Annotated in this window: 12 protein-coding genes; 6 read left to right on the top strand and 6 right to left on the bottom strand. The window is 65.8% G+C overall.

Going from position 1 to position 14,363, the window contains the following annotated elements:
- Positions 1-115 precede the first annotated feature (115 nt).
- From J8I34_RS31445 to J8I34_RS31420, 6 genes are all read left to right on the top strand, one after another.
- Entirely contained in the window at positions 116-253 is a 138-nt protein-coding gene (locus tag J8I34_RS31445; RefSeq protein WP_304413087.1) for an anion permease, read from the top strand.
- A gap of 12 nt (positions 254-265) precedes the next feature.
- Entirely contained in the window at positions 266-1,165 is a 900-nt protein-coding gene (locus J8I34_RS31440; RefSeq protein ID WP_209808101.1) for a DUF2950 domain-containing protein, read from the top strand.
- Entirely contained in the window at positions 1,162-2,301 is a 1,140-nt protein-coding gene (locus tag J8I34_RS31435) for a DUF3300 domain-containing protein (RefSeq protein WP_029049488.1), read from the top strand. Before J8I34_RS31440 ends, J8I34_RS31435 begins: the two co-directional genes overlap by 4 nt.
- Before the next feature lie 257 nt (positions 2,302-2,558).
- On the top strand, positions 2,559-3,599 hold the full coding sequence (locus J8I34_RS31430) for an isocitrate/isopropylmalate dehydrogenase family protein (RefSeq protein WP_029049487.1): 1,041 nt from the start codon (positions 2,559-2,561) through the stop codon (positions 3,597-3,599).
- A gap of 244 nt (positions 3,600-3,843) precedes the next feature.
- Positions 3,844-5,187: a CitMHS family transporter gene (locus J8I34_RS31425; protein ID WP_209808099.1), complete on the top strand. Its 1,344-nt coding sequence runs from the start codon at positions 3,844-3,846 to the stop codon at positions 5,185-5,187.
- A gap of 220 nt (positions 5,188-5,407) precedes the next feature.
- Entirely contained in the window at positions 5,408-5,611 is a 204-nt protein-coding gene (locus J8I34_RS31420) for a cold-shock protein (protein ID WP_029049485.1), read from the top strand.
- A 163-nt stretch (positions 5,612-5,774) separates the two neighbouring features.
- Here J8I34_RS31420 and phbB read toward each other — a convergent pair whose 3' ends face one another.
- From phbB to J8I34_RS31390, 6 genes are all read right to left on the bottom strand, one after another.
- Complete coding sequence (gene phbB, locus J8I34_RS31415; protein ID WP_029049484.1) at positions 5,775-6,518, bottom strand: acetoacetyl-CoA reductase; 744 nt, start codon at positions 6,516-6,518, stop codon at positions 5,775-5,777.
- Positions 6,519-6,705: 187 nt separating this feature from the next.
- Positions 6,706-7,251, bottom strand: a complete 546-nt coding sequence (gene phaP, locus J8I34_RS31410) for a TIGR01841 family phasin (protein ID WP_209808098.1) — start codon at positions 7,249-7,251, stop codon at positions 6,706-6,708.
- Positions 7,252-7,667: 416 nt separating this feature from the next.
- Positions 7,668-9,266 (bottom strand): GMC oxidoreductase, encoded by a 1,599-nt coding sequence (locus J8I34_RS31405; protein ID WP_209808096.1) that lies wholly within the window; start codon positions 9,264-9,266, stop codon positions 7,668-7,670.
- Entirely contained in the window at positions 9,263-11,263 is a 2,001-nt protein-coding gene (locus J8I34_RS31400) for a preprotein translocase subunit YajC (RefSeq protein WP_245176282.1), read from the bottom strand. Before J8I34_RS31400 ends, J8I34_RS31405 begins: the two co-directional genes overlap by 4 nt.
- A gap of 88 nt (positions 11,264-11,351) precedes the next feature.
- A complete protein-coding gene (locus tag J8I34_RS31395) occupies positions 11,352-11,816 on the bottom strand; it encodes a (2Fe-2S)-binding protein (RefSeq protein ID WP_245176281.1) in 465 nt (154 codons plus the stop codon).
- The gene (locus tag J8I34_RS31390) at positions 11,785-14,106 is read right to left on the bottom strand and encodes a xanthine dehydrogenase family protein molybdopterin-binding subunit (RefSeq protein ID WP_209808094.1); all 2,322 of its coding nucleotides are present in this window, start codon (positions 14,104-14,106) and stop codon (positions 11,785-11,787) included. Before J8I34_RS31390 ends, J8I34_RS31395 begins: the two co-directional genes overlap by 32 nt.
- Positions 14,107-14,363: the final 257 nt, after the last annotated feature.

The following is a 14,363-nucleotide window of genomic DNA, read 5'->3' as shown; positions in this document are numbered from 1 at the left end:
CTCATCCTGTGAAATCAATGCGTGCTGAGCACGCCGTGGCCTTCGGCTACGGCAGGTTGTTCAGACCATCCTTAGCACAAGGCAGGTTATTGCCAAGGGGGCGCCGCATGCGTGCTTGCTGGGAACCGGGCCCGGCCCCGTGTACTTCGGCAGCGGCTACCTGCCTGCCGGCGATTACTGGCGGCTCGGCGCTATCTTTGGTGTCATCTACATTGTGGCATTTCTGCTGATTGGCGTGCCCCGGCTGATTTGAGGGAGCTGGACTATGAGACATCGGCTTGGGATCCTGCGGAAACCGGTCGCCGCGCTGGGCTGTCTCTGCCTGCTCGGTCTCGGGACGACGACGGCCATGGCGCGGCAGGTCTTCGAGACGCCCGACGCGGCCATGGCGGCCTTCGGCAAGGCCGTCCGCGATAACGACGAGGTGGCGATGAAGGGCATGCTCGGCGCCAATTTCCGCAACGTCATTCCACCGGTTGGCGCCGACGTCCGGAAGCGCTTCGACAGTGCCTGGGCCGTGTCGCACCAGGTCCGGCAATCGGGCAAGCATGCCGTGATCGCAGTCGGCAATGACGGATGGACCCTGCCCGTGCCGCTGGTCAAATCCGCCAGGGGATGGCAGTTCGACACACAGGCTGGCGTCCGGGAAATGCGCGTGCGCCGCATCGGCCGGAACGAGCTGGCCGTGATCCAGACCCTGCAGGCGATCTGCGACGCGCAGACCGAGTACGCCGAGGCGAGCCACGACGGCGAGAAGCGGATGGTCTATGCCAGCAGGCTCTCCAGTACGCCGGGCAAGCACGACGGGCTCTATTGGCCGACCGGCGCGGGCGAGCCGCCCAGCCCGCTCGGGGCCGCCTTCCGCGACGCCGGCACGCGCAATGCGAGCAAGGAGGGCTACCACGGCTACCAGTACAAGCTGCTGACCGCGCAAGGGGCGCACGCCGACGGCGGCGCGCTCAACTATGTGGTCGACGGCAAACTGTTCGGCGGCTTCGCGGTGATCGCGTGGCCGGTGCGCTATGGCGACACCGGGGTGATGAGCTTCATCGTCAACCACAAGGGACAGGTCTACGAGCGCGATCTCGGCGCCAACAGCGCCGCCCGCGCCGCAGCAACGAAGTCCTTCGATCCGGCCCCCGGCTGGAGGAGGGTATCGCCATGAAAGCCCGTGCGCTCACCACAGCCTGTTGCGCCGTGCTGGCGCTGGCCGGGTGCCAGAGCGCCGCGCCGCCGGCAGTGAGTCCGTCTGGCGCGGGCACGGCGCAGGCACAGAGCCAGCCCGCGCCCTATAAGGCCGAGGAGATCGAGGCCATGGTCGCCCCGGTCGCGCTCTACCCCGATCCCCTGCTCTCCCAGGTCCTGATGGCCTCCACCTATCCGCTGGAGGTCGCCCTCGCCGCGCGCTGGGTCAAGGCGCATCCGGCCGTGCAGGGCGATGCCGCGGTCAAGGCCGTGCAGAACGAGTCGTGGGATGTCAGCGTGAAGTCGCTGGTGGCCTTCCCGCAGATCCTGGAGCCGATGGGCGACAAGCTCGACTGGACCCAGAAGCTTGGCGATGCCTTCCTGGCCCAGCAGAAGGACGTGCTTGATGCGGTGCAGCGCCTGCGCGCGCGCGCCCGGCAGGCCGGCCACCTCGAGTCGGGGCCACAGCAGACCGTGACCGTGGAAACGGCGGGCCCTGCCGGCTCTGCGCAACAAACCATCGTGCGCATCGAGCCGGCCAGCCCGGACGTGATCTACGTGCCCGTGTATGACCCCGCGATCGTCTATGGCGGCTGGGGTTATGCGGGCTACCCGTACTACTACTGGCCACCCTACGGCGCCTATTATCCGGGCGACTCCATCGGCAGCGGCATTGCATGGGGCATCGGCCTGGCTGCGGCCATCGCCATCTTCGGCAACTGCGACTGGAACAACGGCGGGGTCCATGTAGAGCATCACAAGGCGAGGAACATCGACCGCAATTTCGACGCAAGCAAGTTCGAGGGCGGACGCTGGCAGCATGACGCGCGCCACCGCCAGGGGGTTGCCTATCGCGACAATGCCACGCGCGAGAAATTCGGCCGCAGCACCGCGGACGCGGCGGGCCGCAACGGCTTCCGCGGGCGCGATGGAAGCGGTGGGGCCGGCGGCCGGGACAATGGCTTCCAGGGCGTAGGCAGCGGCGGCGGCGCCATGCAGCGCGACGCCAGTCGCGGGAGAGCGAGCCTGCAGTCGGGCTCGGCCCGTGCCTCCGGCTTTGGCGGCGGCGCGCGCATGGGCGGCTTTGGCGGACGGGGCGGCGGCGGACGGCGCTAGGGGATCCCTGCTTACGTTTCCTGCGTTGCCTTAACGGCTGGGCGGTTGAACTTCCCCAGGGTGCCAGCCAAGACCCTGCGGGGAACCGGTTCGGCTTGGCCAAGACCCCGCGTAAACCCCAATGACATAAGCGTTACATTGACAGTTTGCTGACAGCCTTCCCCCCATAGAATCTGCCCCTTGCAAGCCTGCGGCGCGTGCCGGATAGCATCCGGCATCGGCGCACCAGCGGTTCGGACACCTCGACAGGAACACAGATGGAAAACGGAGCACGCGAACAGATCCCGGCCACACTAATCCCCGGCGACGGCATCGGCCCCGAAGTCGTAGATGCCACCGTCAGGGTGCTGGACGCGCTCGGCGCCCCGTTCGCCTGGGATCTCCGGCGCGCGGGCATGGCCGGCGTCGAATACAGCGGCGACCCGATGCCGGAAGACACGCTCGACAGCATCGGCCGCACCGGCCTTGCGCTGAAGGGCCCGCTGACCACGCCGGTGGGCGGTGGCTTCCGCTCGGTCAATGTGCGCCTGCGTGAGGCATTCAACCTTTACGCCAATGTGCGCCCCGCGCGAACGCTGGTGCCCGGCCGCTTCGACAACATCGACCTGGTGCTGGTGCGCGAGAACGTCGGCGGCTTCTACGTGGCCCACGACTACTACATCCCGGTCGGCGACGACCCGCATGCGGTGGCGGTGTCTACGGGCACCAACACGCGCGACGCCTGCCGCCGCATTGCCCGCTTCGCGTTCGAGTACGCCGTCAAGAACGGCCGCAAGAAGATCACGGTGGTGCACAAGGCCAACATCCTGAAGGCGCTCACCGGCATCTTCCTGGAAGCGGCGCGGGAAGTCGCCGGCGACTACGCCGGGCGCGTCGAGATGGACGACATCATCGTCGACGCCTGCGCGATGCAGCTGGTGCTCAACCCGTGGCGCTTCGACATGCTGCTCTGTACCAACCTGTTCGGCGACATCCTGTCGGACCAGATCGCCGGCCTGGTCGGCGGGCTGGGCATGGCGCCGGGCGCCAACATCGGCGACCACGCGGCGATCTTCGAGGCGGTCCATGGCTCGGCGCCCGACATCGCGGGCAAGGGCATTGCCAACCCGATCTCGCTGATGCTGGCCGCCGGGCTGATGCTCGACCACGTGGGGAGGCAGGACCTCGCCGCGCGGTTGCGCAGTGCCATCGAGCTGACGCTCAACCAGGATCAGGTGAAGACCGGAGACCTCCACGGCACGGCCTCCACGCTGCAGTTTGCCGACGCGGTAACCAGGCGCATCGTTTCCGCGGGCTGACCGCCCAAGCCCGGCCGGCAGGCGGCGTCCGCCGGCCGGCGCAGCAAGCCTTGCCAGTGCGCAGGGCTGCCCCCACGGTCGTTCCTCCATGTTCCGGCACGCTGCCGCGTGCCGGCGGGATCGGCTTTGCCTTGAAATCCGTGCGCCGGGACGACGCACACAGCCGGCTCGGGTGTCCCCCTCGTGCCTCCCTCGTGGCCATTCGTGGCTTCGTGGCCTGGCCGGCAAAGAGATACAGAAATTAATGTTGACCCTGCTCGCCTACTCGATGGTGATCGTGTTCATGGCACTGATCATGACCAAGCGGCTTTCTGCCATGGTGGCGCTGATCCTTGTGCCGATTGCCTTCGGCGCGGCCGGCGGCTTCGGCCCGGAACTTGGTGCGATGATGCTCGACGGCGTCAAGAAGCTGGCGCCGACCGGCGTGATGCTGATGTTCGCCATCCTGTATTTCGGCCTGATGATCGACGCCGGCCTGTTCGACCCGGTGGTGCGCTTCATCCTGAAGCTCGTCGGCGGCGACCCGGTCAAGATCGTGGTCGGCACCTTCGTACTGGCGGCGCTGGTATCGCTGGACGGCGACGGCTCGACGACCTACATGATCACCTGCGCCGCCATGCTGCCGCTCTACAAGCGTCTCGGCATCAGCCGGCTCGTGCTGGCGTGCGTGATCATGATGGCGGGCGGGCTGATGAACATCCTGCCCTGGGGCGGCCCAACCGCGCGCGCGGCCAGCGCGCTGGGCGTGGACGTGGGCTCGCTGTTCGTGCCGATGATCCTGCCGATGATCGTCACCGGCATGTGGGGGGTGTTCGTGGCCTTCGTGCTGGGCCGCCGCGAGCGCAACCGGCTTGGCACCCTGGCGCTGATGAGCGCCGGGCCAGGCCACGCCGGTCTGTGTCCGGGCCACGACGGCAACACCGGGCCGGCGGTTGCCGCCGGCGATCCGCAGATCGCCAGGCCCCGGCTGCTGTGGTTCAACTTCCTGCTGACCATCGGCCTGATGGCCATGCTGATTCTCGGCACCCTGCCGCTGCCGGCCCTGTTCATCGTGGCCTGCGCGATCGCGCTGATGGTCAACTACCCGACCCTGCAGGAACAGAAGGAGCGCATCGGCGCGCACGCAGCCAACGTCGTGCCGGTGGTGTCGCTGATCTTCGCCGCCGGCGTCTTCGTCGGCATCCTGTCGGGCACAAAGATGGTCGACGCCATTGCCCACAGCGTGATCAGCGCCGTACCTGACTGGATGGGTCCCTATATGGCCCTGGTGACCGGTGTGCTGAGCGTCCCGTTCACGTTCTTCATTTCGAACGACGCGTTCTATTTTGGCATCCTGCCGATCCTGGCCAAGGCCGCCGCGGTCTACGGCATCGGCGCCGTCGAGATCGGGCGCGCTTCGCTGATCGGGCAGCAGGTCCACCTGCTGAGCCCGCTGGTCGCCTCAACCTATCTGCTGGTCGGCCTGGCGGAAGTCGAGTTCGGCGACCATCAGCGTTACACCCTGCTATGGGCGCTCTCGGCGGCGGTGGTCATGCTGGTGGCTACAGTTGCCTTCGGGGTGATCCCGGTGGTGGGCCATATCGGCTGACGGCGAGGAATACCACGCCAGCATGGATTCTCCGGCGTCTCACAATTTCGCTTTCAGGTGCCCGATCCATCAACTTGGCCAAGTGCCCCGCCCCGATACCGCCCCGCTTGGCACCTACTCATCTCTTCGGCTATCCTGATCAGGCATGCCTGGCGTTGCGACGCTGTCATGAAAGGATTTCTGAGCACAATATCTTTGCATACCGAATTTTGAGGACGAGATGGCGACTGGCACTGTGAAGTGGTTCAACAGCGAAAAGGGGTATGGGTTCATTACGCCAGACGATGGCGGCAAGGACCTGTTTGCGCATCACAGCGAAATCCAGGGGACTGGCTTCAAGTCACTCGAGGAAGGCGCAAAAGTTGAATTCGAGGTCACGCAAGGCCAGAAAGGCCCGCAAGCATCGAAGATTCGCAAGCTATAGCCGCTCGCGCCGGGCAGCACCCCAATACAGAGCCAAAGAGGCCCTTTTTCATTGCAAAGGGCCTCTTTGTTTTTGAGGTACTGGTGTCCTCCGGGGGCGTTCGCCCCGGCATGCCGTTCGGGCATGCCACTGTCGCTGCTAGCGACAGTGGCCTGTCCCCACGTCATTCCATATGCTGGCCGCCGTTGATGGCGAGGTTCGCGCCGGTCACATACGCCGCATCTTCGGAGCAAAGGAAAGCAACCAGTCCCGCCACTTCCTCAGGCTTGCCCAGGCGCCCCATCGGAATCTGCGGCAGTATCTTGCTGTCCATGATCTCCTTCGGCACGGCCGTCACCATCTTGGTGGCCAGATAGCCCGGCGATACCGTGTTCACGGTTACGCCTTTCCTGGCGACTTCCAGGGCCAGCGCCTTGGTGAATCCGTGCATGCCGGCCTTGGCCGCGGAATAGTTGGTCTGGCCAAAGGCGCCTTTGGAACCGTTGACCGACGAGATGTTGATGATCCGGCCCCACCCGCGCTCCACCATGCCCTCGTAGAGGGGCTTGGTGACATTGAACACAGAGTCGAGATTGGTCTTTATCACCGAGTCCCAGTTCGGCTTGTCCATCTTCTTGAACGCCATATCACGCGTAATGCCGGCGTTGTTCACCAGGATGTCGACGCGGCCCAGTTCGGCCAGGATCCTTGCCATGCCTGCCTGGCAACTCTCGTAGTCCGCCACATCGACCTCGTACGCGTGGATCTCGCGGCCGCCCTTTGCCATGGATGCCAGCCATTCCTGGACTTTGGCGTTGCCCGGCGAATGCGTGACCACCACATGATTGCCTGCGTCATGCAAGCGGATGGAAATGGCCTCTCCCAGGCCACCCATGCCGCCGGTAACCAGTGCGATTCTTTTTGTCATGCTGATTCTCTCTTTTTCAAGGTTAAAGGACCCCTGGCCTGCCGAACGGCAGGCCGACGTTAGCGGCTTACGCAACAGGTACCGCCCCTGGCTGCGCCATGCAGCAAGGGGCAACCGGTCGAGGACCGACTTTCTTATGGAATGGATACTGGCCAGGCCGGTGCGCGCTCCGCGCCCGGTCCGCGGGCTAGCTGCGCGTTGGCTGGCTATTCGAACCCATGGCCGCGCCAGCGGTAGAGGTGAACGTGGCGGAAGCCAGGCCGGCCATTTGCTGGCGGATGGCTTGCGCGGAGCGGCAGGATTCCCTGGCGGTATCCAGGGTCGCCTGCAGCGTGGCGGAAATTGCATCGGAACCTGCCGGGGCGTTCTTCACGAAGGTGTCTACGAAGGCCTGCACATTGCGCTGGTGCTGCTCGTATTGCTCTTCAACGGCCCTGGCCAGTTCGGCCTGCGCCTGGGTTGCGATCTCGCACACCTGGCGCGCGTACGAGATGGCTTTGTCTGCAGCAGACTCCGGCACATCGCCCTGGACTGACAGTACATCCCGGAGATTCTTGCTGGCCGATACGGCCTGCATCATTGTCTGCCCTTCAGCCATGCCTGCCTTGGCTGCCTGCAGGTTCAGTTCCGTCAGCTTCTGGATGCCTTCGATGGTCGTGTTGGACAGTCTTGCCAGATTGGCCAGATTGTTCTTATGGACTGCCGCGAGCTGATCGGACGTAAAAAAGGACATGGATCGGGTTATTCCTCTTATGGTCGCCGGGTGTCGCCTGCCGCAAGGCTACAGAGCACCGGTCGAGCGTGGTTTCCAAATGGTCATGGCACCGCCGGCGGGCGCGACAACCGAGGCAAAGATTAGAGGAGTTGCTCTAATTTCGTCCCTAGGGACTTACCCACAAGTGGAGCGGGTCCAACGTCAGTATGTGACTTAAGCGCCATGTATGTAACATTTGGCTACATCATATCGCATAATGTCAGCGTACGGGTATTGCCACAGGAAGACAGCAGGTCTATGCCATCCTGCATCTGTTGAATGGCGACAAGCAGAACCTGACCGCGCCGAGTTCACTGCCATCACCGACTGGCGATGCGAGAGCCGCAGCCGCCATTGGCGGCTAGCGTGCCTGCTACACCGAAACCAGGCTGAGGCTATGCGACCAAGAGCATGGCCACGTTGCGTTCCGCCAGCGCTGCGATCGTGCGCGAAGGGTTCAGGCCCAGCGGACGCGGGACGATCGCACCGTCCATGACATACAGTCCTTCGTAGCCAAATACCCGGCCCCATGCATCAACGACGCCGTCCGCGGGGGACGTCCCCATGTTGCAGCCCCCTAGCGGGTGCGGCGTGATCAGGTTGTGCCAGCGTCGCCAGGTGAGCGGCACCCACGGATCTCCGCCGGTCGCTGCCGACAGCCGCGTGTGCGCGGCAATCATGGACTCGATGACCGCGACCGAGGCCTGATAGGACCAGTCGAGCCGCAGCACCTGACGCCACGGCGCGTACCACGTGCGGCCCAGCCTCAGCCGGCCATCGCCCGGATCCACGCCCTGTCCGAACCAGGGCATCATCCGCTCGACCGGATCGCCGTCGTCAAACAGTTCCCCTACTTCCCTCCACACAGCGCGCAGCTTGCGGGAACGCGTTCTCTTCATGTGGCGTCGGATGAAGTTGCCTGCGAGGTTCGGGATGCCGCCGTCCTCCACGAAGAGCGCCTGTCCGTTCGGGCCGCTGTGGTCCAGCAGGTCGATTGCGGCAGAGATGGTCACGCCATGAGAAGGAGAGATCGTCCTGTTGCCATACCAGGCTGGCGTCACGAAGTCGCCGTTGTGAGCCCAGCCATATCCCAACCGTGGTGAAAGCCTGGGCAGGGTGCGATGCTGATCCCGGCAGCGCAGCAGCAGCTCGGTGCTGCCGATGGAGCCGGCGGCCAGGATCACCCGGATGGCCGTGACTTCGCCGGGGCTCGTGGTCTGGTCTTCCGGGTCGATTTTCCGGAAGCACACCCGCCAGCCCTGCTCCAGCGGCTCGAGCCTGTCCACCAGGTGCAAGGGGCGGATCTCGGCGCCATTGTCTTCGGCCACCGCCAGGTAGTTCAGGTCCAGCGTATTCCTGGCTGACACCTGGCACCCCACGTCGCAATTGCCGCAATGGACACATGTGCCCTGCCACCGTCCGTGCTGGTTCAGGAAGCGCTCTGAATGCCGGTCATCGCGGGCGTCTGGCCGCGTCGGGTCCCAGTCGCTGGAAAACGACACGGCCAGCGGCAGTTTGCGGAATCGCTCGCCCCATCCGCAGGCTTCCGCTCCCTCGCGCAATAGCCGGGTCCGCTCGCTCAACTGGTTATCCGGCACTTCGCTCACGTCAAGCATGCGCCCCACCTGCTCGTAATGGGGCTGCAGGCCCTCATAGGTCACGTCTTTCGGCCAGCCGTGCAGGAACGCCTCTGGCTTGGCTTCCACGGAAACGTTGGCGTAGATCAGCGAGCCACCGCCGACTCCGGCCCCGGCGATGACCCAGACATCGGAGAATGTCCGGATATCGGCCCAGCCATTGAAGCGATGTGCGCGCTCCTGGTTCCACAGCCAGGGATCATTCTCGTCGCGCGGATAGTTCGCCGGGCTCCAGCGGCGGCCGCGCTCGAGCACCAGCACCTTGCGGCCGGCCTGCGCGAGCCTGCAGGCCGAGACCGCGCCGCCAAAGCCGCTGCCGATGACGACGACATCGTATGCCAGCGCATTGCGCGTCATGCCGCCCCCTGTCGCTGGATGATGATTGCCTTCTCCTCGATCATCTGTACCGCCTCCGGCGGCGATACCTCACCGTCCGCCGGCACGAACCGCGGGCCGCTTGCGCCAGGCTGGGCGCGCACGCGCCAGGTGCTGCGGACCTTCGTCAGTTGCCTGACACCCTCGCCCAGCTTCCAGCGACGGCAAACCTTTTCCAGCTTGAGCGGGTAGATCGTCAATTGCCCGCCCTCGAACCGCATCCGCAGGAAGCACTTGTAATCGGCGATGCGCTGGGACGAGAACACCTCCTCGGGGTGCAGGCGCCACAGGGCGTTGCCCAACACCATCCATCCACCGAACAGCAGGCCGCCGACGGCTCCGCCCAGCAACATGGCCTCGACCAGGAAAAACAGGATGGGTGGCGGATTGTCAGAGCCGAAGCCATGGATGTTGAAACGCGTGATGAGCCATAGCAGGGCGATCGCCAGTGCCAGGTGCAGCAGCCCGTGCAGCGCGCCGACGAGGTACGCCAGCCCGACGCCGCGCCTGACATCCCTGGTCGACAGGGCAGCGCAGGTCGAGACGATCGCCGCCGCGTACACCACCGAGGCCGGGCTATGCGCCATGACCCGGAACAGTTCGCCATACACCGCGCCGATATTCCCGAATGTCACCTCGAGGCCAGCCAGCCATTGCACAAAGCCGCGCTGGCCAGGGCCAGGCAAGACTGCCAGGCTCGCGCTCTGGACGATCCAATCGAATAGCAAATACAGGATCGCCACCAGTACGCAGAACGACACGTTGCGCGCTGGCAGTTGCCACGCGCGATTGCGCAGTTGCCGGGACGTCTCCTTCTCCGGATACGCGGACTGCAGCGCATAGGCTTGCCTGGCCGCGCCCACGACAATAGGCCGCGGCGGGTCCGGCAGCTCATGTGTGCCGTGGAGAAAGGCGCCCCCGCCTCCGCAGGTGATGCGATGCGGCCCCGCCGTGCCCGCCCTCGGCACGTAATGCGCGTAATGGTGCGAGTTGCCGGCCAGTACCAGCGCGAGCCGGTCGCCCAGCATCCCCTCGATCTCGCCCAGGCTCCGGAAGCGCGCCGTCTTGGTCTCGATCGACGGCACGGCCCGCCGTTCGCCGCGGCGCACACGCTCCATCTCGTCAATCCAGCTCGGCTCGGGCGCGCAGAGCACGACAAGATCGCCGGGCTGCAGCGCCGCGTACATTTTCTGGAAGTATTCGCGCTGCGGCCGGTCGATTTCCGATTCCAGCTGCAGGTCCAGTCCCCAGACCCACCAGCCGCCGGGCAGCTGCAAGGCATAGTAGCCCGTGCGCTGGCGCGTCTCCCAGCCGCCCACGGGCTTGCCGCTGCAGAACAGCCGGGCGAAGCCGCGCAGGCCATCGTACCAGTCGTGATTGCCTGGCGTGGCGACCATCCACGGCGCATCCGGCACCTCGATCGGCTGGTCGCTGTATGCAGGGCCCGCGGATCCGACCGGCGCAGGGAACGCCGCGCGAAAGGGATCGACAAAACGCGTCCGATAGCCATCATGCGCGGGTGTCGGATATACCTGGTCGCCGCCGAGCAGCAGCACCCTGGCCCGTGGCAACGTCGCGCCAGCCTCGCGCAGCGTGACAGCATGACTGACGCACAACGCCATGGAATACGACGCGTCCCAACCATCTCCCGTGTCGGCCAGATAGTCGACCCAGACCCCGCCGCCCTCGTCAGCCGGGACGGGGATCGGCGGATTCGGATTCAGGGTGGTGAGCGCAGCCTGCACCATGCGCTGGTCGGCAAAGGCCCCGACTGCCATCGCCACGGCAACGCGCATGGCGGTGAATGGAAGCTGCAGCGGGCTCAGCCAGTTCACCATGGTTCGTTGCGTATACAGCTCCACGCGTCCGGTCGCAGCAGGCGCGGAAGGGATCGTCGCGGCGCCGGCGGCATGGGTCGCCGGTTGCGACCCGCCCGGACAGGGCGACCCTGGTGCTGACCCGGAATGCTTCATCGCCATCCTCCCAAGACTTCCTGGCCGTCTGCACGGAATCGGACCACGCGCGACTGTCGGCGCGACGCCGGCTGTTTCCAATGCGCTCTCGCCTTCAGCCCCTCAACATCTCCAGGGCTTCCGCAATTGCCCGCCTGATCCGCGTATACGTGCCGCAACGGCAGAGCACGCAGCTCATCTGGTCGACGATCTCGGTTTCCTTCGGATTGCGGGTGCGCTTGAGCAGCGCGCTCGCCGCCATCAGTTGCGCGCTCTGGCAATAGCCGCACTGCACGACCTCATGCTTCAGCCAGGCCGCCCGCAGGGCGCTCGCCTCGGGGCCGTCGAGCCCTTCGATGGTGACGATCTTCTTGCCTGCCATCTCGCTCGCCTGGTGCTGGCACGACAGCAGCATACTGCCGTCGACATGCACCGCGCAGGCGCCGCATACCCCCACGCCACACCCGAACTTGGTGCCCGTCAGCTTCAGCTCGCAGCGCAGCACCCACAACAGCGGCGTGCAGCCGTCAGAGCGGATTTCGACGCGCTTACCGTTGACACTGATCTGATTGTCTGGCATCACAGGCTCCGGAAGGCGGCAGGGTCTTCAGCAGCGGCAGGTCGCGCAAGCGTTCGCCGGTCGCCTGGAACAAGGCGTTCGCCACCGCTGGCGCGATCGGCGGCGTGGTGGACTCGCCGACGCCCTGTGGCGGGCCCTTCGACGGCATGACGTGCACCTGGATGTCCGGGCAGTCTCGCAGGCGCATGGCCGGAAACGCGGTGTAGTAGTCCTCTTTCACCTTGCCGCTCTCCAGCGTAATCTTCTGCCACAGCGCTGCCGACAGCCCGAACACGACGCCGCCCTCTACCTGCTGCTCGATCAGGGTCGGGTTGACCGGCATGCCGCAATCGATGGCGCAGAAGACGCGATCCACGCGGACCTGCCCCGTGCTGTCCACGGACACCTCGGCGACCTGAGCCACCACGCTGCCGAACGACTCGTGCAGGGCCACCCCGCGCCCCACCTTCACCACGCCAGGCTTCTTGCGCAAAGGCTGGCCCCAGCCCGACATCTTTCCCGCCTGCTCCAGCACCGCGCGCTGGCGCTCATCCCTGAGCAGGCTCATGCGGTAGTCGAGCGGATCCTTGCCCACCGCCGCCGCCAGCTCGTCGACAAAGCTCTCCATGAAGAAGGCGTGGTGCGAGTGCCCCACCGAGCGCCAGTAGCCGACCGGAATGGCAAGGTCCACGCTCTGGTGGCCGACCCACACGTCCGGCCAGTCATAGGCCTGGTCGAAGGCCCCCTCCACCGTCGACTTGTCCAGCCGCGACACGAAGATGTCCGGCAGCCCGAAGTTGCGTTTTGCGGTGCTCTCCAGCACTGACTGGCTGGCCGAGATATTGCGCACGGCGATGACTTTGCGGTTCCCGTCGAGCCACGCTTCAAAGCGCGACACGCTGGCCGGACGGTAGAAGTCATGCCGCATGTCCTCGGGGCGCGACCAGATCGTCTGCACCGGCACACCCTTGCGCTTCGCGGCGATGGCGGCCGCCTGGCAGATGAAATCGACTTCCAGCCTGCGCCCGAAGGCACCGCCGATGGATAGCTGGCGCAGTTCGACCTGGTCCGTGTCCAGGCCGATCGTCTTCGCCACGCAGCGGCGCGCCAGCCCGGGCATCTGCGTGGCGGCCCACACGACGGCGCGGCCGTCCTCGACCAGCACCGTGCAGTTGACCGGCTCCAGCGCGGCATGCGCAAGGTATGGCGCCGAGTACAAGACCTGGATGGCGGGCTTGCCCTGCTTCATGGCCCGCCCGTCACCATGCTCGTACCAGACGCGCGGGCCCGAGGCGTCGAGCGCCTTCACCAGCGTGTCGCGGATGCCCTCGCTCGACAGCTTCGCAGCTTCTCCTTCGTCCCACTTGCACTGGACCTTTTCGACCGCCTGCATGGCGATCCACGCATCGCTGGCGATCACGGCCACCCCGCCGCTGCCGCCCGGGAACGGAGGCAGCGGGACGAGGTCGAGCACGCCGGGCAGCGCCTTCACATCGTCCGGCGGGGATCCCCGCAGCTTGCCGCCCAGCGTCGGGCACATCTGCACGCTGGCGTAGACCATCGCGTCCGCCACCACGTCGATGCCAAAACTGGCTTTGCCGTGGAGCTTGGCAGGGGTATCAAGGCGCGCCGCGCGGGTGCCGATGAGCCTGTAGCTGGCTGGGTCCTTCAGTTCCACCTTGCGTGGCAAAGCCTCGCGCGCGGCAGCCGCGGCCAGTTCGCCGAAGGTGGCACTGCGTCCGGACGGGTGCACCACCTTGCCGGCCTGCGCGCTGCAGTCCTCGGCCTTGACGTCCCACTGCTTGGCCGCTGCCGCGCACAGCATCATGCGGGCGGCGGCGCCGGCCTCGCGCATCGGATTCCACAGGTCCCTGATGCTGGTGGAGCCGCCGGTGAACATCATGCCCACCTCGCGCACGCCCTTGCGCGTGAACCATTCCGCCGCGCGCCTGGGCCACCCCTTGTCGTCCGGCCGGAACGGCAGGTTGGCGACCACGCCGTCGACGTTGTTGTACAGGTTGTCGACGGGCGACGGCTCGACGCGGATCTGCGACCAGTCGGCCTCCATCTCCTCGGCCAGCAGCATGGCCGCGCCGGTATGCACGCCCTGCCCCATCTCGGCCTTGCTCATCACCACCGTGACGGTGTTGTCGGACGCCACCTTGACCCAGCCGTTCAGCGCGGACTGCCCGTCGCGCACTGGCGGCGGATTGCCCGTCAGCCGCTGGCGCGGCGGCAGCCACGCCCATCCGATCACCAGCGCACCGGCAGCGCCCGCACCGCCGAGCAGGAAAGCCCTGCGCGTCAACATGGCAAGACAGCCAGACCGATCATCATCATAGGTAGCCCCCCGTGCCGCCCATGGCATGGCCTATATTAGGTCGGGAAGTGGCGTAGTGCGAATGCAAACACATCGCTGGCGCCATTGCGCAACAGCCCGCACGGCTACTGCCGCCCTGCCCGTCGATCAATTTCTTTTTTTGAATCAGAGGCTTAGGGATGGTCTGAACAACCTGCCGTAGCCGAAGGCCACGGCGTGCTCAGCACGCATTGATTTCACAGGATGAG

The sequence above is a fragment of the Cupriavidus phytohabitans genome (assembly GCF_017815025.1).
Lineage (GTDB): Bacteria > Pseudomonadota > Gammaproteobacteria > Burkholderiales > Burkholderiaceae > Cupriavidus.
The sequence above is the reverse complement of the archived record's forward strand: the minus strand, read 5'-3'. Positions and strand labels throughout refer to the sequence as shown.